Origin of the sequence: Acinetobacter sp. YH12098 (assembly GCF_013419235.1) — a bacterium.
In the GTDB taxonomy this organism is placed as follows: domain Bacteria; phylum Pseudomonadota; class Gammaproteobacteria; order Pseudomonadales; family Moraxellaceae; genus Acinetobacter; species Acinetobacter amyesii.
Genome location: NZ_VPAO01000026.1, coordinates 34573 through 56764 on the forward strand (window position 1 = coordinate 34573; position 22192 = coordinate 56764).

The following is a 22192-nucleotide window of genomic DNA, read 5'->3' on the forward strand; positions in this document are numbered from 1 at the left end:
AGGTATTCTATGTTTAAAACAACAACAGCACCGCAAGACCCACTGATTTTGCAGTTGGTTCCCATTGTGACACAAGCTTGCGAAATTTTGCGAGAAGAATATCAGCGTTATTGCTCAGGTGCAGATTTTGATGTGGAACGTAAAAGTGATGATTCACCGGTAACGCAGGCGGACTATCGTGCAAATAGCTATATTACCCAAGCATTATCCAAAGTTTCTAACTTGCCTGTATTGTCAGAAGAAGGTGATAAGTCTGAGCGTATGCAATGGCAAAAATTTTGGCTGCTTGATCCCTTGGATGGTACCAAAGAGTTTTTACATAAAAGACCTGAATTTACCATTAATCTGAGTTTGGTAGATGGGGCCAATACCACTTTTGCTATATTGGCGATCCCAGGGGAATATAGCGTATATATTTGCCCCTTTGCGGGACTGCCGCTGAAATATGATAGCCAGTCAACTGCATGGTATGAATATGTTCAAACCTCTGTAGAGAATGTCGTACACGTTGGCTTGAGTCAGAGTGCTAAAAATAAGCCGATTTATACGGATTATCTAGACGCTTTAGCAAAACTCAGTCCTTATCAGGCCTACCATGCTGGTAGTGCATATAAGTTTTGTATGATGTTAGAAGATCGAGTGGATATTTACCCGCGTTTTCATCCTACCTGTGAATGGGATACCAGCGCTGGACAATGTTTAATCGAGCGTATTGGTGGTGGTTTGGTTGATTTTAAAGGTCGCGCATTTTTATATAACCAGCGCAAGACTTTATTAAATGGTGGATTTATTGCATTTAAAAATGCCGAAATGAAAGAATTGGCCTTAAATGCTTTGGCAAACATGCCTGACAAAACTTGAGCTAAATCGGGTTCATGCTATAGTGTCAGCACACTCCGTTAAATCTCCTGCAATTAAGAACTGTCAATTATGGCCCTAGATTTGCTCCCTCCTAGTATGCTGAAAGCAATAGACTTATTGCCGGATGAAAAGACGCCTGTAACATTGTTTACACGTCATTCCATTCGTGAAGTTGTACAAGGACAGGGTTTGGCTGGTTATGACTTGCAACTGACGCATCAAGGACGTGATTTAGCCGAAGCGTGGGGCAGCTATTTGGTTGAAAATACCGATCGTGTCATTCAACACTGTATTTCGAGTCCAATTCAGCGCTGTGTGGATACAGCAGCATTGATGATTCAAGGTGCAGATAACGTCACGATTGAGCCAAATACCCACCATATCGAGATCATTGAACAAGGATTATTGGTCGAGCCGGGGAGTTTTGTGCTCGATATTAAAAAAGCAGGACCATACTTTCAAAAGCAAGGTGCTTTAGGCTTTATCAATAGTTTTGTGAATAATGCTTTGCCGGGTATGAAACAGCCCATTCATGGGGTGGTAGATGTTTTGGAGTTGATTTACAACACTCATCCAACCAATGATTATGGTCTGAGTCTAGCGGTGAGTCATGATACGATTTTGGCTGCAATTCTTGCCATTATTTCAGGTAAAAATATCGTGACACGCGAAGACTGGCCGAAAATGATGGAAGGTTTATTTGTTTGGTTTGAAGGAGATGTATTCCTTGAGTCAAAACTGAAATGGATCTGGCGTGGTGAACTAAATGAATTAAATATTCGTGAATTTCAGCAGGCTGAACAGCAACTCTAAGAAATATTGCGCAGGACAAAATATTTAAAAAAAGCATCCTATACATGGATGCCTTTTTTATCTGCTTCAATATTACATTAAAAAAATTAAATATTGGCTTTAATTCGCGCAGGGTACTGATTTAAATCAATACTTGAACCGTCGTCACTATATGGCCAGCGGCTAGTATTAACAGGGAGATGCTGTTGGTGGATTCGACTATATTTGTCAGCGGCAATCAATGTCGCAATGTCATGATCTTTAATGCTATATGCTTGCACGAGTTCAACGGGATATTGTGTGCGTTCAAAAAATTCAGCTTCTGTTTCACCTTGATGTAGCGCAAAGATGCGTTCTACAGCAGGTAAATACACGCCATATGCTAACCATGAGTCTACGCCTTGAGAGGCTTGAATCTCAGCGGTCGATTTCATATTTGAAATGACTTTACCTAAAATGTCTTTTTCACCTTTCGATGTAAAATATTCAATATATTGATGTTCTGCTTCTGCAAATTTTTCTAATGATGGCAAAAATTGGTTAATCGACATTTTTATCCCTCTTTTCATTTGTACAGCAATGGCTGCCTAGGATGAAAATTAAAATACCATAAAAAATATATGGGATTAAACCATTTCTAAAAATTTTTATTTACAAAGTTTCTAAAAATATCCTGACAATTTTTGTCGGGAATATATGATTGTATTTAAAGGACTACACCTTAATTTTAGTTGATAAGTGAAGTACCTGTCACAGCAATCGTGATTCAGCCAATACTAAATATTTAGATTTAATTTGAATTGTTAATAAGTGACAAAACGCGGCAATTGAATGATTAATAAAAAGAAAATAGCATTAACTTTGTTGTAAATTATTGATTTATATATTTTATGTAAGTCTCTTTATTGGATTCTTTTGTGGCTAATTGGGGAATAGTGGTGAAAAGTGTGATAGATTTTTCATATAACAAATTATCAATTTGTATTGTGTCATTAATGTTAGTTGCTTGTGGTGGTGGAGGCGGTGGTAATAGTTCAGGTGGCTCTGCATCAACTGCCAGTTATCCAGAACCAACCCAAGATATTGTCGATGATACCAGTATTGGCTTTTATGACTACGATGCCAATGATGCTGTTCGTGAAATACGAAATGATTTAGTCGGCAGCTTTTCAGCGCAAGTTCAATTTGGTCAAAGTCATGTCGTCGATCCGAATGCGAACGAAGCCAAGAAAATGCCACGGTTAACCAGTGAAAAAGAAGCGCTGCTTATCGTGACGCCAACACTTGATATGCAAAACATCAAGCAACTCAAAGTAGAAATCTATCAAAACAACCGCTTAATTCGTACCGCGACATTGGATGATCCGACGCAAATGCCTGTTTCAGACCAGAGTGGGCAAAGAGGTCGTCCAGATGTTTGGTACAGTAAACGCGCGTGGACCACGAAACTCAATTGGGATGAAGTTAAACCCGGTCTAAGATTAAAATTTATTGACGCAAATAAAGTCAGCGGTGAATTGGCTGAGGATAAAATCGATTTTGCTGCACCAGGTGAATTGGTTTTAAATAATATCCGTGTCGGTATGTTGGCAGATAAGCCAAATTCTACAGGCCACTATATGCTACTAGAGCCTGAAAAAGCGGGCACAGATTATTTCCAAACCATTCCTGCAGCAGAAATGACGGTTGCACAATATGACGATATGCAGTTAACACGTGCAATGGTATCTTCAGGTGTTATTTATGACAGTAAAAGTGCCGGAGATGGTGGTGTTTATGCAGGAGACATGCGTGAGGATGTCGGTAAATCAACCTTTAGTGTTGGTATAAACCTTGCTAACTGGGGTATTACTAGTGCATCTATGGCCAACCAAAGTCAGCCACAATTAACCCAAACAGTAGTTGTCCATCATACGAAGGGGAACTATGCCAATGGTGTGCATACCCATGGCCTGAGTGGTGGTAATGGTATGCTGACACTTTATGATTCTGTAGGGAATGAATTTAGCCATGAAATTGGCCATCACTATGGTTTAGGGCATTACCCTGGTCAGGTGGGTGACAACCTATTTTGGGCTGCACACCATGCGGATAGTGGATGGGGTTATATTGCTAACCGTCATATGATGCGTGGTAATTTATCGTGGACGGCGACATGGAAGTGGGATGGTAGCAATGGGATCCCTAATTTTAAAAATATGTTCCCATACGGTAAAGATGCGATGTCTGGCGGATATACCGATAGTAATGTATCACGATATACGCATTACACGGGCTACAGTACATTCCTGAAAATTCAACCGCACTTTGACCGTTATGTCTGGGATGAAACTTCGCCTACCGGCTACAAAAAGTGGAACAAAATCACTCGTGAGATGGAGGTTGCACAACCGAAAATGCCAAATTCTACGGCTCCGGTTTGGTATAACGCAGATCAAAATTATCCACGACCACGAGTATTTGGTCAGCCTGTCATTACCATTTTAGGTGGCTATGATCCAGTCAATCAAGTCGGTTTGTTATATCCTGCGGCACGTTCAAACTGGGGTAATGTTTATGATTTAACGGCGGCCAATACGGCCTTAGACCAAGCTGCATGTTGGTTGAATGTGCAATACACGAATAAAGTCAACAATATTGCTTTAGCACCTGCACGATTAGGCAGTAATGCCAATAAACTGCATGTCAATTTAGCTTTGGCAGATCAACCACAGAATGTCGATTTATACTGTAAAAAAGCAGGTGAAGAAGCCAAATTATTAGCAAATATTGATATTCCAGTTTACAGCACAGCGATCAAGCCGGCCGTCAAAATTGGACGTCAACATGGTTATAGTGCTTTGCGTGCTATTGAACTTCCTCAATTGGAAAGTGCTTTAGAAGCGCAAGCTGCAAATGCTGTTGTTGTACTAAATCCAACTGAAAAAATGCTGTATGAGTCATATAAAAATGACAAGTCATTAATGAATAGTGTGGCGCGTCAGCAATTAACCCGTTATGAGTCGCAACAAAACACCGCATACCGACTAAATCGTTGGATGAATGTGTATGCTCAAGACCTAAACAATCAAGTACCTGAGGCGCAAAGCGCACTCGAAGCATTTATAAAAAAGCTTTCAGTCACTCAAGAAGGTTTGTTTGAGCAGGCGACATTAATCAAAAATGGTAACAACTGTTTGAAATCTGAAACCTTAACTGATGGAACATTAAATTTATACATCAGTGGTCCAAGCGGTTGTACTGCGGATGAAACTGAACAGTGGGTATATGATGTGATTGGTCGTATACACAGCAAGTCAAATCCAGATCAATGTATTACAGGCAATGGTGGTTCAGCTAAAGTGACGCTAGAACGTTGCGTGTTAAACCAAACCAACCAAATTTGGACCATGGACCCTGCGACTACAACGATTCGTCAAAGTGGTCAATGTATGGATTTAAATACGGGACGTTTGCAGAATAATCGTGCGGATTTAATTCGATATAGCTGTACCAATGGTGGCAATCAACGTTGGACAAATTTGACAGCAAGCCAAAACTTATTATGGACATATTTATCAGCGACGAATATGAAGCTGATTAATAAATAATCTGTAAATAGAAAATAAGGTCATTATTGGACCTTATTTTTTTGCCTTTAAAAATCGATAGGCACAAAAAAAGCCCTAAAAAGGGCTTTTTTCATCGCAACAAATTAGTTAGCTAAAGCTTTAACTTGTGCATTTAAACGGCTCTTATGACGAGCAGCTTTGTTTTTATGGATGATGCCTTTATCAGCCATACGGTCGATTACAGGAACAGCTTTTTTGTAAGCTTCTGTAGCGACAGCGTAATCACCAGCAGCAATAGCAGCTACTGTGCGTTTAAGATAAGTACGAACCATAGAACGTAAGCTTGCGTTGTGTTGACGTGCTTTAACGTTTTGACGAGCACGTTTTTTTGCTTGAGCAGAGTTTGCCACTCGTGCACTCCTTGAAATAGATTGGTCTGGGCGGGCTGAAATTACATCTGAAAACCAACATCAGAAGAACTATCACCAGCCCGTAAACAAGTGCCATATTGTGATTAAACTAAGCGCTTAAGTCAAGTCTTGACATGCTTTGACAACATTTTAGATGCAGAAAAATTTTAAAGAAAACGTTAGATTAGTCTAAAGTTATTGAGATTGTATGAAAAATGACTAAAAGTATAGAGAATGCAATTGTCATTGGGGCAACAGGATTGGTCGGGCGGGAGCTGGTTCGTCAGCTCAGTCAAAATACAGGATGTAAGAATATTACAGCTGTGGTACGTCAACGTGACCATGAACTGAATGGACTGGCAAAAGTTCAACAATTGGTGATCAGTGACTTTCTTTCCCTGACTCAGGATGATGTGCGAGATTATAGTCATGCCTTTAGTTGTTTAGGCTCGACCATTAAAAAAGCAGGGTCTAAAGATCATTTTTATCAGATCGATTTTAGCATCAATGCGCATTTCGCTGAATTATTAGAATATACAGAAACCCATTTGATCATAGTTAGTGCTATGGGTGCAGAAGCCAATTCCGCGTTTTTTTATAATCGAGTCAAAGGTGAATTAGAATATTATTTAAAAACCTTAAAGTTAAATCAACTTTCGATATTAAAGCCTTCGCTGCTACTTGGTGAACGTCATGAATCGCGACGTTTAGAAGATGCGACACAGAAACTTTATATGCGCTTTTCGCATTTTGTACCTGACCGTTTTAAATTTAAGCCAGTGACAGCACAGCAAGTGACTCATACTATGGTCGAGGCGGCACAAACTCAGACTGAAAAGTTCGAGATTTATGATAATTTATGCATACTAACAATTAAATGAGGGAAATACCGTGTCTACAGTTCCATTCGTCACTTGTGATTTACTTGATGATTATCCAGATAAAGAATTACAAGTGGTGATCCCATCAATGGATGGTAAATTCTTTCAAAGTTATGGTGCACGAAAAAGTTTTGGCGGTCAGGTGGTGACGGTCAAATGTTTTGAAGATAACTCTCGTGTTAAAGAATTATTGGCAACCGATGGTACGGGTAAAGTATTGGTTGTGGATGGTGGTGCGTCGATGCGCTGTGCCTTGATGGGTGATATGATTGCTGAATCTGCAGTCAACAATCATTGGAATGGTGTCATTATTTACGGCTGCGTGCGTGATGTTGATGCGATTGCAGAACTTGATTTAGGTGTGCATGCTTTGGCTGCGATTCCACAAAAAAGCAACCGCAAAGGCGTGGGTGAAACAGATATTCCATTAAGTTTTGGTGGTGTAAACATTCAGTCTGGTGATTTTATCTATGCTGATAATAACGGCATCGTTGTTTCAAAAGAGCAATTGGTTGCTTTATAAGCGTATTTGAATTTTTAGTCGTGGAATGAAAGCGTAATTCTTGCTCATACACGACGATATAAATGTGAAAAAGAAAATACAAACATCAGCTGAGGACTCTCGGCTGTTGTATAAAAATACCAAATAAAAAAAGAAAGGAAAAAGTATGTTGTTGCATCAATTAAAAGTGGCGCAAGCGTTGCTCTCAGGCGTAGCAGAAGGCGGACGAGGTACAAATGGGACGCCTTATCCCAAACAACCTGAAAAAGCCCTTAAACTGTACGAATTTGAAGGTTCTCCGTATTGCCGTCGTGTGCGTGAAGTTTTGACCACACTTAATTTGGATTATGAGGTTTACCCATGTCCCAAAGGGGCTAAAAAGTACCGTTTAGAGGTACAGAAATTAGGTGGAAAACAGCAATTCCCTTTCTTGGTGGATGACAATACTGGGGATCGTTTGTACGAATCTCAGCAAATAATTCATCATCTATTTAAACATTATGGCAAAACAGGTCAGACTCCTAAGAAATATGCCAATTATCCTAAAATTCCGTATGTTGCCTATGTTGGAACCTTAATTAATGGGGCTCAAGGCGTGTGGGTGCACCGTAAAGTCATTCATCGTGATGCACCAACTCAACTCTTAGAACTATGGGGTTTTGAAGCGAGTCCATATACACGTATCGTACGTAGCGCATTGTCTGAAATGGAATTGGCATATATCTTTCATAATGTGGCTAAGGAACGTTGGCAAGATCAGGGATTAGCGGTAATGCGCTTAAGACCTGGTAAATATGTACCCCTGAAAGGTGGCAAGCGTGAACAAGTGTTAAAAATCATGGGGAACAATATTCAAGTGCCATATTTGAAAGATCCTAATACTGGTGTAGAACTTTTTGAATCTGAAAAAATTGTAAAATATCTGAAGAAGCAATATTTGAGCTAATCTCACTCAAGTTTAAGCTAAGTGCAGTGTATAGTCAGACTGATGGCTATACACATATTGTAATGTTAAATGGATTTAAAATTAGAAGAAAAATGCATCATAGCTGCATCAATTGAATTAGAATAAATTGTTAAAAAATAAGAAATTTACTTAATTATAGGGATATCCTAAAAGGATTAAACTCATTAATGTAAAAGACATTTCATTTTTTCGGGGGAAGTAAATCATGTCACCACAAGAAGTCATACTACCCGTACCGGTGCTCGTCGTTGAAGATGAGGAAATTATTCAATTACGTTTACGTCAAATTTTGACAGAGCTGGGTTATAAGCGTGAAGAGCTTATCTTCACCAAAAATGTTAAAGAATCTATTCAAGCCGTAGAGACCCAACCGATATCCTTAGCCTTAGTTGACTTAGGTTTGCCTGATGGTAGTGGTATCGAAATTATTGAAAAAATACGTTCCCTCGAAAGTAATACCATGATCTTGGTTGTCTCTGCATGGAGTACACAAGAAAGCTTATTTGCCGCAATTAAAGCAGGTGCAACGGGCTATGTATTAAAAGAACGTGATGATGCTGAAGTACTTTTATCTATTCGGAGTATTTTACGTGGTGGGGCGCCGATTGACCCATTTATTGCACGAGAAATCCTTAAACAAATATCCGAAGCCGAAGCGCCAAGTCCAGAACAAACAGTCGCCGATGAAGCAGACCTGAACCTCTTGACCAGTCGTGAAAAAGAAATTTTATGTTTGGTTGCTCAAGGTTTGAGTAACCGTGAGATTGCTGAACAGCTTTTTGTTTCTCGCTATACGGTAGAAAGCCATATTAAACATATTTATCGCAAATTAGCCGTAACGAAACGAACCAAAGCTGTGAGTACAGCAAGATCTATGGGTATTTTATAATGCGTAAAGGAGGATATTTTTTCTTATTTATCCTCTGTTTAGTATGGGGGAGCTTGAGTCATGCAGAGCAAGTTTTCCCTGTAAATGATCAATGTAATGTAACTGTGAATAGCATTTCACGGGTGAAGACACCATCCAATCAAGAATTACCCAGAACTGGATGGAAAACCACGCAATTACCTGACCGTTGGAAAGAAGATAAAGACTGGGAGGGTTATCAAGGTGGTGCTTGGTATAAATTAGACTGGTCTTGGTACTGTAAAAATGCGCGTTTGGCAGAACCCATCGCACTATATGTTGATTACATTATTAATACGGGTTCAGTCTTTCTGAATGGCGACTTGCTGTGGACCAATAAAAATCTTCAAGAACCGGTCTCTAAAAGTTGGAATGTTGCACGCTATTGGATTTTACCGATAAGTGGAATCAAGCATGATCATAATGAAACCTTGATCTATGTTTATGGCTACTCGAGTCTAAATGCTGGCTTGGGTCCGGTGAAATTTAACAATGTCATGGCAACAATAGAGCAGGCCGAAGAAGCCACTTGGACTCGTCGAACTATATTACAATTAAATATTTTTCTTTCTGGGGTCTTGGGTCTAATTTGCTTCATTATTTGGTTGATGCGACGTCGGGATACTAGTTTTGGCTGGTTTGCGCTTTCAACGGTGTTGTGGATTTTATTTCTCAGTAATGCACTGACCACTGAAACCTTTCCGTACCCAGATTCAATATTTTCCACCAAAGCCAATCTGATTTTTGCAATGCTGTACTTTCAGTGTTTTAGCATCTATATTTTGCGCTTTCTTGGGCGTAAATTTCCTCGCATTGAGCTGTCATTTACCATGCTGACAGCATCTCTGATTGGTGTAGTGTGTATTTGGCCATTTGAACAAAATGCGGAAATTTCGAGCCTCATTTTCTTATTATATTGCAGCCTCTTTTTTATCACTTACATTTATCTTTGCTGGATTAGTTTTAAAGAAAGAAGAAGGGATTATACTTTATTAGCACTTTGTTTGACTGCGATTATTGTGATAGTCATTGCAGACATCACAGTACTGGCCCTCTTTCCAAAACATGGTTTTACACCGTTATCTCCATTTACCTCACCGATTATTACCTTATTTATCGTGGTGATCTTGGGGGCGAGACTCAATCGGAATATACAGAAAATTGAAAAATATAATGATGATTTGGCATTTGAAGTTCAGAAAGTCAGTGATGAATTATGCAGTAGCTTGAATGATAAACATCAGCTTGAACTGAGTAATGTACGCTTACAGGAACGGATTAAATTATCACATGATCTGCATGATGGTCTGGGCGCATCCATTGTGCGCTCGATGATCTTGGTTGATCAGTGTGAAAGTAATATTCCAAACAGACAGTTCTTGTCGATGTTGAAATTATTGCGCGATGATTTAAGGCAAATTATTGATAGTGGATCTTCTTTAGACAGTAAAGTGCCAGATTCACCTTTGCTCTGGATCGCACCTGTTCGACATCGCTTTAGTCAGTTGATGGATGAAGTGGAAATGAATGCCAAATGGTGTATTCCTTCGCAGTGGGCGATCAAACCAACGGCAATTCAGTGTCTGACTTTAATACGAGTGATTGAAGAAAGCCTAACCAATATTGTGAAACATAGCCAAGCAAATCATGTCAATGTCACGCTGTCACAGTTCGAAAATGGCGCATTGTTATTAACTATTGAAGATGATGGCGTCGGTTTTGATGTTGAGAGTGTTTCAAATCATGGCATGAGTATCGGTATGAGAAGCATGAAAATGCGTGTGGAGCGTATAGGCGGAAATTTCAAAATTCATTCTCAGCAAGGCTGTACGATTATTCATACAGAAATTAATTTAAAATCAGCTGCATAAAATAATATGTTGAAATAATAAAAATGATGATCAATTCGATATTAAGTCATCTAAAGCGCATTGCATTGTTCTGCTGTGTCACTTTTATAGCAGCTTGTGGTTCGCAGGATCATGCGCCTAAACCAGGTGAGTATGGGCAGATTTTGTTCCAGCATGCGGTGTTAAGTACCGAAGAAATTCAGCAATTACTCAGTGAAAGTCAAAGCGATACAAATACATTAAACACTAAAAATTTTGCAGTGGATTACACGGCGACATCCAATCAAAACCCATATCGTGCAGTCTTGTTGGTCAAAGGTAGGGCAATGACCAGTGGTGAGGTATCTGTAAAATTTCAAATTGATAACTACAATGCCGCTATTCAACAAACCTCAAGCAATCTTATGCAAATGGATGCAGGTATTGATCAGATTGAACGATTAGAAACATTGGATGCAGGACAAGAATTTATTTTTGTTATGGACGGTGCGCCTTTTTCAGTCAATGCTGCCAACGACCCAAATAGTATGATTAGTCAACTGAGTTTGTTAGAGTCAAGGAATGTAGAGTTTCAAAGTATTGAATTACAAATTTGGCAAGGCAAAGGTGGTCAATACGGTGTAATGCGCTATCTTTGGTTTATTGGATTGGTGTTATTGATTGTATGGGTTTATCGTGTAATCGTGGAGAAAAAAGCTGATCAAGTCGAAAATTTTTTAAATCGTAGAAAGCGAAAATAATGATATCTAGTAGTAGAAAAAGGGAGCATGACGCTCCCTTTATTTTGATTTTATTCTGCTTCTATTGGGACGAGCATGAGTACAGATTCATTTAACAGCATGGCAATATCTTCTAAGATATCAGCATCATATAAAGACTCATCTAACGCTAGACTTTGACCATCGGCAATGTTTTTTAAATGCACTGCAAACTCGTCTGAGATACAGACTCCTTCGCCATTTGCCCAAAACAAAATATCACCATCTTGCTCTGTGTAAAGTAAGCGTGAAGCAGGTTCTAACATGAGTTGATAGCCTTGATCTAGAGCTTCCTCTAAATCACCAGTGCCGATTTCTTCTGCTTCAGGAATATTGTCAGGATATTTAGGTTCTGACATTAAGCTCATGATTGCATCTTCAAGTACGGTTGAATTTTGCAATTGTTCAAATAATTTTTCTTTTAAATACTCAAGTTCATTTTCAGTCACTTGGCCAATCGCACTGATTTGGTCACGTAAAATATCAGTTAATGGATTTTTAAGTAGAGGATTGTCTGTGAATTTATCTGTCACTCGATCCATCATTTCAGTGACATTTGGCATGCGGAAGCCAAATGAATAGGTCAGACATTCATCTTCAGCTACGCCATAGTGTGATAGGCCTGGTGGCACATAAAGTAAGTCGCCGGGAGCAAGCACTTCATCAAAATGAACGTCCATTTCTGGCAGTAAGCGAAGTGGTTGACCTTCGACAAATGCTGTATCTGCATCACACATCTGACCCAATTGCCAACGGCGGTGACCATAGCCTTGTACGAGGAATACATCGTAAAAATCAAAATGTTGTCCGACAGAGCCACCTTTTTGTGCATACGACACCATGATGTCATCACGACGCCATTGGGGAATAAATGAAAACTGCTTCCAAAGCTCGGCTAGGTCAAAAGAATAATGATCGACAGCTTGAACCAATAAAGTCCACAGTTTCGGCATTTTTTGAAAATCAGCTTTAAGTAGTGGAGAAGATTTTACTGTCCATTGGTTAGGATCACGATCTTTTTGTTTGATGAGACGTGCAGTGACGTTATCTTCTAAAGCCAATTCAAGAATGTCTTTGGGTTCTAGTATATGGGCAATTTCAGGGAGTGCATTACGAACCAATAATGGTTTTTTCTGCCAATATTCGGCAAGGAATTGTTCAGCGCTGATACCGCCGAGGATGTCAAGAGAATGAGCCATAGCTAAATACATACAATTTCAATGGATATATTGTCCCTTGAGATTCCTGTTTTTAGCAAGGCTCTATTTCATTAAATTATTTCGATTAACTTGAGACTATCTTAAAGGATTGTCTTTGAGATATTGCATGACTAATTTTTCAACCTCCAAATCATAGCTATTGGCAGCAGCCGTTGTCGCTGAAAATTTCATGAATTGCTCAAAATGTGCATTGGTGTCAATTTTAGTATTTTCTTTGTCAGACATTAATTTGAAATGATTCGGCATGACTTTTGCCATCATTTCAACATTTTCGGTTTGTAGTTTTAGAAGTTTTTTCACTTCAACTGTTTGTGGTTGAATGCTTTCAAATTTTTGTTTGCCTAGAGCAACCAGTTTATTGATTTGTTGTTCTGGCGTGCTACTACCACCGGTTTTGGTTTTAGTCCCTAGCTGTTGAATGATTTGCTCCTGCATTGCAGCGCCTTGTTGTTCTAATTCAGCAAAGATAAATTTATATTGAACCCATTCATTGACTAAGTTTTTATTGTATTGCTGAGAGTTGGTCACAGTTTGATTCACTGTATTGGTATGACCGTTTGTCGAACAAAATAGAAGGCTAATGCTAATGAGGCTAGATGAAATTAAATTAAACGTTTTCATGTTTTCAGTTCTTGGTTGTAATAAATAAGTAAGTGACTTTTTAATCATTAGCCCATAAAGAGCTAATGATGTGTTTATTATGCTGTAACAGATAATAATTTTAAAATTATGGGACTAAGATCTTAAGCTCACGCAAAATATTGCAGAGTTTAATCATCGGCATACCCATGAGTGTAGTTTGGTCTTGCCCGATCATTTCTTCAAATAAGCTAATCCCTAAACTTTCACATTTAAAACTGCCAGCGCAGTGTAACGGTTGTTCAACCTGAACATAACGTTCAATTTCAGGCAAGCTTAGTTTGCGAAATTTCACTTTATAGTGCTCGACAAGGGTTTGTTCAAAACCTATCGATTTTTGTTGGACACTGAGTGCAGTACTGAAATAAACGATTTTGTCAGAATTGGCTTGAAGCTGCTTGATGGCTTTTTCATCGCAAAGCGGTTTACCGATAAAAATATCTGGTGCGCCTTCGCGCCATGCGACTTGGTCAGAACCAATCACAATCGCGTCTGGGTGTTGGTTTGCAATCGCTGAAGCTTTTTCAAATGCCAGTCGCTTCGCTAACTCATCGGCGTGGTTCTCACCGCGAGGTGTTTCGTCTATATCTGGTACGATTGAGTGATAATCAATCCGTAAACGGTCCATCAGGTCTTTACGGGTTTGGCTGCTCGAAGCCAAAATGATTTTGGGAGTACTCATTACACTGCATATTCCATAAGTACATCAAGCGGTACATAAGACAGCGCCGCTTGGTGACACGCTTGTATTTTAATAGGTGGGGCAAATCCTTCTTGATACGCTTCCACCCAGCGAGTCACACAGATACACCAGAAGTCACCAGGTTGTAATCCTGGAAAACCAACTTCGGGTAAAGGTGTGATTAGGTCATTGCCAACTTTTTGGGAAAAGTTTAAAAATTCAGTTGTCATTTGTGCACACATCGTATGCTGACCAAGGTCTGTTGTTGCTGTATGGCAAAAGCCATTTCTAAAATATCCGGTAATCGGATCAAAACAACAGCTTGCCAAGGGTTCGCCTAAAACATTTAAACGATTAATATTTGGGTCTGGATGAATCGACATAAGCGCTGAATCTTTATAAGGCTTTTCGCTATCATAACAAAACTTTGGCTCTACATAGCTTTTCTGCAAAAGAAGCTAACGTTTTTCTGCATAATCATTTAAAATCGTCGCGTTTTGATATCAATAAAAGAGAGTAATGCATGAACTTTCAGCGTATGACTGACCTTGATTTGGCGGGTAAACGTGTTCTGATCCGTGAAGATCTTAACGTACCAGTTAAAAATGGCGTGATTACAAGCGATGCACGTTTACGTGCGGCGTTGCCAACAATTAAAGCAGCTGTAGAAAAAGGTGCTGCTGTAATGGTGTATTCACACTTAGGTCGTCCTGTTGAAGGTGAGCCTAAAGCAGAACAGTCTCTAGCACCTGTAGCTGCTTATTTAACAGAGGCGTTGGGTCAGGACGTTCAACTGATCACTGACTATTTGGACGGTGTTGACGTTGCGCCAGGTCAAGTGGTTTTACTTGAAAACTGCCGTTTCAACGTGGGTGAAAAGAAAAACAATCCTGAATTATCTGCTAAATACGCAGCACTTTGTGATGTTTACGTAATGGATGCATTTGGTACGGCTCACCGTGCAGAAGCATCGACTGAAGGCGTAGCACGTTGTGCAAAAGTGGCTGCTGCAGGTCCTTTACTTGCTGCTGAGCTTGATGCACTAGGCCGTGCACTTAAAACTCCTGCAAAACCAATGGTTGCGATTGTTGCAGGCTCAAAAGTTTCTACTAAATTAGATGTATTAACTTCACTATCTGGCATCTGTGATCAATTGATCGTGGGTGGTGGTATTGCCAATACATTCTTAGCTGCTGCAGGCTTCAATGTTGGTAAATCACTTTGTGAAAATGACTTGATCGACACAGCAAAAGCCATTGCTGCAAAAGTATCTGTACCACTTCCAACAGATGTGGTTGTTGCTGATGCTGCTGAAATTGATTTTGCAGACTTCCTCGGTTCATTAGCTGCTGCTAAAGCTGTTGTGAAAAAAGTTGAAGATGTAACAGATAACGACATGATTTTGGATGTAGGTCCTGAAACTGCCAAAGCATTTGCTGAGATTTTGAAAACTTCAAAAACTATTCTATGGAATGGCCCAGTAGGTGTGTTTGAAGTTGATCAATTCGGCGAAGGCACAAAAGCATTGTCTTTAGCGATTGCAGAATCTGAAGGCTTCTCGATCGCGGGTGGTGGTGATACGCTTGCTGCAATTGATAAATATGAAGTTGCAGACAAAATTGGTTACATCTCGACTGGTGGTGGTGCCTTCCTTGAATTCGTCGAAGGTAAAACACTTCCTGCTGTAGCTGTGCTTCTTGAACGTGCTTAATGAAGCATTATCAATAAGATAATACAGTATTAAAAAAGGTTGGCTTTGGTCAGCCTTTTTTTATGGACCATTCATTTTGCCGTCATCAAAGTGCAATATTTCTGCAATAAAATTCATCGCAACACCTAATTCGCAGTAGTAGGAAACAACGATGAACTTAAAACTTGCACTTGCTGTACTTTTAATTGCTCCATTAACTTTGACAGCTTGTGCTAAAAAAGAGTCTGCACCAACGGAATCAGAAGCATCTGCTGTTGCCGTAGATAATGCTCAAACAACGCCAGAACAACAAAAAGCCATTGATGAACTTGATAAACCAGTATTGGATGAAAAGAACCAAGATGTTCCTGCTGAGATTGCAAATGCACCTGCAGACGAAGCAACAGCTGACACTGAAACAGCCGCTTCAGCAGCAGCAGCCCACTAAGATTGTTGTCTTTATTTAAAAAGTCCCTGCAAATGCAGGGATTTTTTTTAAATAGTGTTATTTGTTGCTGAATTGAAATGATTGAGCATGTAGAATATGCGGCATTACCTGGGAGGATATTATGGCTCTTATTTCATTGCGCCAGCTCTTGGATCACGCCGGCGAACATGCTTACGGCGTACCAGCATTCAACGTAAACAACTTAGAACAAATGCGTGCAATTATGCTTGCAGCAGATGCAACAAATTCACCTGTAATCGTACAAGCATCTGCGGGTGCACGTAAGTATGCAGGCGCTCCGTTCTTGCGTCATTTGATTTTGGCAGCAATCGAAGAATGGCCACATATTCCTGTGGTTATGCACCAAGACCATGGTACTAGCCCTGACGTATGTCAACGTTCTATTCAACTTGGCTTCTCATCAGTGATGATGGACGGTTCATTAGGTGAAGACGGTAAAACACCAACTTCATACGAATACAACGTAGACGTAACTCGTCGTACTGTTCAAATGGCACATGCGTGTGGCGTTTCAGTAGAAGGCGAAATCGGTTGTTTAGGTAGCCTTGAAACTGGTATGGCTGGTGAAGAAGATGGTGTAGGCGCTGAAGGCGTACTTGACCATTCTCAGCTTTTAACTTCAGTTGAAGAAGCGCGTTCATTTGTCGCAGATACCAATGTTGACGCACTTGCAATTGCAGTGGGTACTTCACACGGTGCGTACAAATTTACTCGTCCACCTACAGGTGACATCTTAGCGATTGACCGTATTAAAGAAATTCACGCTGCGTTACCAAATACGCATCTTGTAATGCACGGTTCAAGCTCTGTGCCACAAGAATGGTTGGCTGTAATTAATGAATTCGGTGGTAACATCGGCGAAACTTACGGTGTTCCAGTAGAGCAACTTGTAGACGCAATCAAACACGGTGTTCGTAAAATTAACATCGATACTGACTTACGTCTTGCATCTACAGGTGCTATGCGCCGTATGATGGCTGAGAAACCAGCTGAATTTGACCCACGTAAATTCTTCTCTGCAACTGTTGATGCAATGAAACAAATTTGTATCGATCGTTATGAAGCATTTGGTACAGCGGGTAATGCTGACAAGATTCGTCCAATTTCTTTAGAGAAAATGGTGAGTCACTATAAATAATTTGTCTTGAGATAGATTATTTTTGAAGAAAAGCCCACAATTAAGTGGGCTTTTCTTTGATTTGAACTTAGAAAAATTGCTTTAAATACAACTCAAGAATAAGAGCGTGTCATGGAATTGATCTTTGCTGCCGCGATTTGCAGTGTTCTCGTTTCAGTAATTCTAAAACTCTGTCGTGATCGTGGTTTTAACCCTGCACAAATGATCACATGGAATTATGCATCTGCGAGTATTTTATGTTTTCTATGGTTTAAGCCGGATCTAGCTCATATATCGATCAATAAAACACCGTGGGTTTTAATTGCGGCTTTGGGTGTATTACTGCCGACGATTTTTTATTGCTTAGCACGCTCACTGCAAACGGCGGGTATTTTAAAAACCGAATTAGCTCAGCGCTTATCTGTTGTGCTATCTCTTAGCGCAGCATATTTTATTTTCAGTGAATATTTTAATGCCATTAAGCTCATTGGTATTGCACTTGGTGTACTAGCGGTGTTGCTGATTTTATTTTCACAGCGTAAGGGAAGCATTGATGGAAAGCAGGGGATTTTATTTTTATTGAGCGTTTGGGCAGGCTATGCACTGATTGATGTGTTATTAAAATTTGCTTCAGGTTTGGGCATGCAGTTTGCAGTGACTTTAAATTTGGTGTTTATTTGTGCATTTATACTTTCGAGTATTTATAACATCGTACAACACGGCAGTTTGGGGCAGACCAAAAATATCCTCGCTGGATTGGGCTTAGGTCTCTTAAACTTTGCTAATATCGCACTGTATGTGAAAGCCCACATGTTGCTTAAAGACACACCTGCAATCGTGTTTGCTGGAATGAATATTTTGGTCGTGGTTTTAGGTGTGGTTGCGGGCCTCATCATCTTTAAAGAAAAATTGAGAGTCGCAACCGTATTTGGTTTGATTGCAGGGATCATGAGTGTGGTTTGCTTAGCATATGCCATGTCTGTCTAAGATAATTTTTAGCAAAAACGATCGGGTGTTGTAGCAAATCATCCCACTCAGCCACGCCCATGAGCAGTCCTTGATCTCGACAGGTTGGACACTCAGGGCAGTGATGATCAGTATATTGATAAGTATGCAGATACATTTGATGGCAATGACCGCATTCAAACTTCATCGGCATTTGTAGTAAATATGACATGTCCCACCTCTGCTTGATTTGTTGTTCTGATTCAAATTATTCAGCAAAGTTCAGACCAATTTATAAATATTATATTTTCACATTGTTGCTAAATATGTCGTTATTAAAAAAGCCCTCGATTTGAGGGCTTTTAGTTTTAGATGCTTAGTTAACGTGTGAGTTGTTGAAAACGTTGTAAGGTGTTTTCAAAATAACATTTACCCACTGCAACGGGGTGTTTTAGGAAATCTTGAGTTTCAATCGTGCCTTGTAACTGACCCGGTTGTTTACAGTTTGGGCAGTTTGGATAGCTATGGAGCATATCGCCCGCATATTTTTGTAAATAAACCGTATTGCACGCTTCGCAATGAAATTTCATGGGTAATTTTATAGCTGTAGGCATAGGGAGAGACCTGAGTATATTTTGAGCAGAATATACTCGATAATTGTTTAAATAATAAGTCCCGAAATGACAAAAAAGAGGCAAAATTGCCCCTTTCGTCGGTTTTATGGAAAGCTTAAAGATGTGTAAAAATTTCTTCAGCATTTAGACGTGATTTAGGTAATTTCGCATTGAAATCATTTTCACTGCGATAGCCTAAAGTCATCAGTACAGAAGGAATCAAGTTTTGTTCAACTAAGCCCAATTCTTCAGAGATGATCGCTTCGTCAAATCCACCAATCGGAGTTGCATCCACACCTTCAATGCCTGCTGCCAAAAGCATTTGACCTAAAGCAATAAATGTTTGGTTTTCAGCCCAACGTTGAATATCACCTTTTACATTACGATAATAATCGACATAACCTGTACGGCTGTCTTTTTGACCTTGTTTGGCTTTGTCATCTTTAAAGCGACCACTACGATCATCCTGATTTAAAAGATTATCTAAATGCTCTGCAGTGATGTCTGCTTTAGTACAGAATAAAATCGTATGTGATGAATCTAAAACTTTTGGGGCATTGTAGGCATATTTTCCTACTAAGGCTTTAGCAATGCGTTGTTTGGCTGCATTATTATCTGCAATAAAAAAATGCCAAGGCTGAATATTAATAGAAGATGGTGCTAAACGGAGTATTTGTAATAAACGCTCAAATTGTTCCTGCGGAATTTTTTTAGCAGGATCATAAGCTTTCGTGGTATAGCGTTGTTTTGATACGTTTAACAGATCCATCGAATATCTCCAGATATAGTTTGCTGTAGTTTAGCGGATAAACGGCCGAATGGTCTAAGGAGAAAATTTTCCAAAGATAGATCTTAGTCGTATATGCTGTACACATTGGCTAAAAATTAACAGATTTAAGCTGTATGAAGTGCGAATTAGAGTTATATAAAATCATAAGATAGATAAATGCTATTGGTAGTTTTTGCCAAAAGGCGTTTAATTAATTGTAGTTAATCATAGTTTAAGCATGAGACAGCAGCGATGGATTACACCAATCATTTCAAGAAAAAATTAAAAACCGAACAGCAGATTGGTTTGTGGGTCGGTTTAGCCGATGCTTATGGGACTGAAATAGCTGCAAATGCAGGTTATGACTGGTTGCTAATTGATGGTGAGCATGCGCCAAGTGACTTGCGGACGACATTGTCGCAATTGCAAAGTATTGCAGCATATCCTTCGCAAGCCGTAGTTCGACCTCCAATTGGGAGTGTGCAACTGATTAAACAACTCTTGGATATCGGTGCGCAAACCTTGCTCATCCCTATGGTCGAAACTGTTGAACAAGCTCAACTTATGGTTAAGGCAGTACGTTATCCACCTGAAGGTATTCGAGGTGTTGGTGCAGCTTTAGCTCGTGCAACACGTTGGAACAGTATTCCTGACTATTATGAAAATGCACATGAAAATATCTGTTTACTGATTCAGATTGAGTCGGTTGAAGGGATTAAAAACTTAGATGAAATACTGAAAATTGATGGCATCGATGGGGTGTTTATTGGTGCAGTGGATTTGTCGGCGACCATGGGTTATCAAGGGAATCCGAACCATCCTGAAGTACAAAAAACCGTGATTGATGCGATTCAGCGCATACGTAAGGCGGGTAAAGCCGCAGGTATTTTGTCGACACAACATGATGTGACTCAGAAATATATCGAGTTAGGCACAGAATTTGTTGCCGTGGGTGTCGATACCAGTGTGCTCATGAATTCGTTACGAGAGCTTTTATCGAAGTATAAAACCGATACCCAAGTAATGAAAACAGAAGGTGGTTACTAAGTGGTACAGCCTTGGTTATATTATTTACTGTGTGGGTAATTAATTTACTCGTTGGTTAAAAAAATTAATTCAATAATTTTAGCAAAAGTAGTGGCTTAGAGTATATATAAGCCCTACTTTTGCTAATCAAAGCGCAATATTGTATACTTCTGCTTAACTCGAAGCGGGTAATGTTCCTGCTTATCTTTTTTTATTTAGCTGATTGTGATTTATCTGTATTCAAGCTTCTGACTTGAATCATATCTTTGTAACTACAGAATTATTATTCCAAACCCGATTGATTAATCTCTTTGTTCTGTCACAAAAAGCTCACATGTTGAGTAAATCTTTTGAATATTTTAAATACTTGGCAAACTGCCAAAGCCGTAAATGGCGACGAAATTAATGTAAAACTGGTGCCTTTGAAACGTCAACAAAATACCAATGCTGGTTTAATTTGGGTTGATGTTGGGCAAATGATTGAATTAGAAACAGGCGAGACATTTAACCTGAATCTAGATGGTAAAAGCTTCTATACTGGCCCAAACCAGCTATATCGCTTAGCCTGAAAGCAAAAAACAGCAGATCATCTGCTGTTTTTTTTTGCCTAAAAAAGCGGCTTAAGCCATTTCAAGGTGTTGATGCTTGTTCGCAACTTGAGCGTGATTTTTATATCGTATTGCGCCGCACGGTGGTTGTCGGGCAATTTCGCGCCTTGGCCGAAGAGTTTTTCACGCAAGGTTCCGTCAGCATATTCTGTTTGATATACACCACGACGTTGTAATTCTGGTACCACGTATTCCACAATATCTTCAAAACTCTTATGCGCCAATATGTAGGCTAAGTTAAAGCCATCGATACCAGTGTACTCAATCCACTCCTGTAAACGGTCTGCCACGGTTGCTGGAGAGCCGACAATAACAGGTCCGTTACCGCCGACACTGGTCCATTTTGCAATTTCCTCAATCGTCCAAATTTTATCAGGATCTGCCTCTACATAAGATTGCAGCATAGATTGAATGGCATCGGTTTGAATGTATTCCACTTGATCTGTTGGTTTAAACTGCGAAAAGTCGACACCTGACCAGCCCGAAGCAAGCGTCAAACCACCATCATAGCTGCCATATTGCTGATATTCACAGAATTTTGCTTGGGCTTTTTCATCGGTCTCATCAACCACTATGGCCAGCATGGTATAGATCAGAACAGAATTCGGATCTTTGCCTTCTTTCACTAAATTATGCCGAATACCATCGGCCAGTTTTTTTACTGCAATTTGAGTCGGTGCCGAGATGAAAACACATTCCGCATTTTGACTAGCAAACTGTTGTCCGCGTGCTGAAGCGCCAGCTTGATATAAAACCGGTGTACGCTGGGGTGAAGGTTCGCAAATATGAATGCCAGTAACAGTAAAGTATAGCCAAATCCTAAAAACTATAGAACAATAGAGATATGGGATATTCAAAAGATTTTAAAGACAAAGTCATAGAAATTATGATTCGAGATGAAATGTCTGTGCGAAAAGCAGCACAGCATTTTAAC

The 22192-nt window shown here is 39.6% G+C and carries 23 protein-coding genes and 1 pseudogene; 15 read left to right on the forward strand and 9 right to left on the reverse strand.

Annotation, left to right across the window (positions count from 1 at the left end):
- Positions 1–9: 9 nt before the first annotated feature.
- The gene (locus FTU38_RS10150; protein WP_180111087.1) at positions 10–861 is read left to right on the forward strand and encodes a 3'(2'),5'-bisphosphate nucleotidase CysQ; all 852 of its coding nucleotides are present in this window, start codon (positions 10–12) and stop codon (positions 859–861) included.
- Between the two features lie 69 nt (positions 862–930).
- The gene (locus FTU38_RS10155) at positions 931–1674 is read left to right on the forward strand and encodes a histidine phosphatase family protein (protein WP_078188709.1); all 744 of its coding nucleotides are present in this window, start codon (positions 931–933) and stop codon (positions 1672–1674) included.
- An 86-nt stretch (positions 1675–1760) separates the two neighbouring features.
- Here FTU38_RS10155 and FTU38_RS10160 read toward each other — a convergent pair whose 3' ends face one another.
- Complete coding sequence (locus FTU38_RS10160; protein WP_078189203.1) at positions 1761–2204, reverse strand: hypothetical protein; 444 nt, start codon at positions 2202–2204, stop codon at positions 1761–1763.
- 444 nt (positions 2205–2648) lie between these two features.
- On the opposite strand from FTU38_RS10160, the gene FTU38_RS10165 reads away from it, so the two are divergent.
- Positions 2649–5243, forward strand: coding sequence for a M66 family metalloprotease (locus FTU38_RS10165; RefSeq protein WP_180111088.1), 2595 nt, complete (start codon positions 2649–2651; stop codon positions 5241–5243).
- A gap of 104 nt (positions 5244–5347) precedes the next feature.
- Here the strand turns inward: FTU38_RS10165 and rpsT are convergent, their stop codons facing one another.
- Positions 5348–5614, reverse strand: coding sequence for a 30S ribosomal protein S20 (gene rpsT / locus FTU38_RS10170; protein ID WP_078188707.1), 267 nt, complete (start codon positions 5612–5614; stop codon positions 5348–5350).
- A 215-nt stretch (positions 5615–5829) separates the two neighbouring features.
- Here rpsT and FTU38_RS10175 point away from each other — a divergent pair, with 215 nt between their 5' ends.
- The 6 genes from FTU38_RS10175 (at position 5830) to FTU38_RS10200 (ending at position 11461) form a co-directional block, all read left to right on the forward strand.
- Positions 5830–6495, forward strand: coding sequence for an NAD(P)H-binding protein (locus FTU38_RS10175; protein WP_180111089.1), 666 nt, complete (start codon positions 5830–5832; stop codon positions 6493–6495).
- 10 nt (positions 6496–6505) lie between these two features.
- A complete protein-coding gene (gene rraA / locus FTU38_RS10180; protein ID WP_180111090.1) occupies positions 6506–7018 on the forward strand; it encodes a ribonuclease E activity regulator RraA in 513 nt (170 codons plus the stop codon).
- Positions 7019–7163: 145 nt separating this feature from the next.
- The gene (locus FTU38_RS10185) at positions 7164–7943 is read left to right on the forward strand and encodes a glutathione S-transferase N-terminal domain-containing protein (protein WP_180111091.1); all 780 of its coding nucleotides are present in this window, start codon (positions 7164–7166) and stop codon (positions 7941–7943) included.
- Positions 7944–8169: 226 nt separating this feature from the next.
- Entirely contained in the window at positions 8170–8853 is a 684-nt protein-coding gene (locus FTU38_RS10190; RefSeq protein ID WP_078188703.1) for a response regulator transcription factor, read from the forward strand.
- A 53-nt stretch (positions 8854–8906) separates the two neighbouring features.
- Positions 8907–10742: an ATP-binding protein gene (locus FTU38_RS10195; protein WP_257225705.1), complete on the forward strand. Its 1836-nt coding sequence runs from the start codon at positions 8907–8909 to the stop codon at positions 10740–10742.
- Positions 10743–10765: 23 nt separating this feature from the next.
- Positions 10766–11461: a hypothetical protein gene (locus FTU38_RS10200; protein WP_180111093.1), complete on the forward strand. Its 696-nt coding sequence runs from the start codon at positions 10766–10768 to the stop codon at positions 11459–11461.
- A gap of 50 nt (positions 11462–11511) precedes the next feature.
- On the opposite strand, the gene FTU38_RS10205 is transcribed toward FTU38_RS10200, so the two are convergent.
- From FTU38_RS10205 to FTU38_RS10220, 4 genes are all read right to left on the reverse strand, one after another.
- Complete coding sequence (locus tag FTU38_RS10205) at positions 11512–12678, reverse strand: cupin domain-containing protein (protein ID WP_180111094.1); 1167 nt, start codon at positions 12676–12678, stop codon at positions 11512–11514.
- Positions 12679–12774: 96 nt separating this feature from the next.
- Complete coding sequence (locus FTU38_RS10210; RefSeq protein WP_180111095.1) at positions 12775–13320, reverse strand: hypothetical protein; 546 nt, start codon at positions 13318–13320, stop codon at positions 12775–12777.
- A 106-nt stretch (positions 13321–13426) separates the two neighbouring features.
- Positions 13427–14020 carry a nucleoside triphosphate pyrophosphatase gene (locus FTU38_RS10215; RefSeq protein ID WP_180004636.1) on the reverse strand — a complete coding sequence of 198 codons (594 nt, stop codon included), beginning with the start codon at positions 14018–14020 and terminating at the stop codon, positions 13427–13429.
- Positions 14020–14403 (reverse strand): DUF2237 family protein, encoded by a 384-nt coding sequence (locus tag FTU38_RS10220; RefSeq protein WP_180111096.1) that lies wholly within the window; start codon positions 14401–14403, stop codon positions 14020–14022. The genes FTU38_RS10215 and FTU38_RS10220 overlap by 1 nt, the downstream gene beginning before the upstream one ends.
- A gap of 140 nt (positions 14404–14543) precedes the next feature.
- Here FTU38_RS10220 and FTU38_RS10225 point away from each other — a divergent pair, with 140 nt between their 5' ends.
- The 4 genes from FTU38_RS10225 to FTU38_RS10240 all read left to right on the forward strand — a co-directional run bounded on the left by FTU38_RS10225 (position 14544) and on the right by FTU38_RS10240 (position 18283).
- Positions 14544–15731, forward strand: a complete 1188-nt coding sequence (locus FTU38_RS10225) for a phosphoglycerate kinase (protein WP_180111097.1) — start codon at positions 14544–14546, stop codon at positions 15729–15731.
- A 151-nt stretch (positions 15732–15882) separates the two neighbouring features.
- Positions 15883–16158 (forward strand): hypothetical protein, encoded by a 276-nt coding sequence (locus tag FTU38_RS10230; RefSeq protein ID WP_180111098.1) that lies wholly within the window; start codon positions 15883–15885, stop codon positions 16156–16158.
- A gap of 121 nt (positions 16159–16279) precedes the next feature.
- Entirely contained in the window at positions 16280–17317 is a 1038-nt protein-coding gene (gene fba / locus FTU38_RS10235) for a class II fructose-bisphosphate aldolase (RefSeq protein WP_078188695.1), read from the forward strand.
- A 111-nt stretch (positions 17318–17428) separates the two neighbouring features.
- Entirely contained in the window at positions 17429–18283 is an 855-nt protein-coding gene (locus FTU38_RS10240; RefSeq protein WP_168379676.1) for an EamA family transporter, read from the forward strand.
- Positions 18284–18621: 338 nt separating this feature from the next.
- Here the strand turns inward: FTU38_RS10240 and FTU38_RS10245 are convergent, their stop codons facing one another.
- Entirely contained in the window at positions 18622–18855 is a 234-nt protein-coding gene (locus tag FTU38_RS10245) for a hypothetical protein (RefSeq protein WP_078188692.1), read from the reverse strand.
- 115 nt (positions 18856–18970) lie between these two features.
- Positions 18971–19624, reverse strand: a complete 654-nt coding sequence (nfsB, locus tag FTU38_RS10250) for an oxygen-insensitive NAD(P)H nitroreductase (protein WP_180111099.1) — start codon at positions 19622–19624, stop codon at positions 18971–18973.
- Between the two features lie 252 nt (positions 19625–19876).
- On the opposite strand from nfsB, the gene hpaI reads away from it, so the two are divergent.
- Complete coding sequence (gene hpaI / locus FTU38_RS10255; protein WP_180065075.1) at positions 19877–20671, forward strand: 4-hydroxy-2-oxoheptanedioate aldolase; 795 nt, start codon at positions 19877–19879, stop codon at positions 20669–20671.
- A 329-nt stretch (positions 20672–21000) separates the two neighbouring features.
- On the forward strand, positions 21001–21219 hold the full coding sequence (locus FTU38_RS10260) for a transposase (RefSeq protein ID WP_111883736.1): 219 nt from the start codon (positions 21001–21003) through the stop codon (positions 21217–21219).
- Positions 21220–21257: 38 nt separating this feature from the next.
- Here FTU38_RS10260 and FTU38_RS10265 read toward each other — a convergent pair.
- A pseudogene (locus tag FTU38_RS10265) lies at positions 21258–22067 on the reverse strand (LLM class flavin-dependent oxidoreductase); the annotation flags it as partial.
- Between the last annotated feature and the right edge of the window lie 125 nt (positions 22068–22192).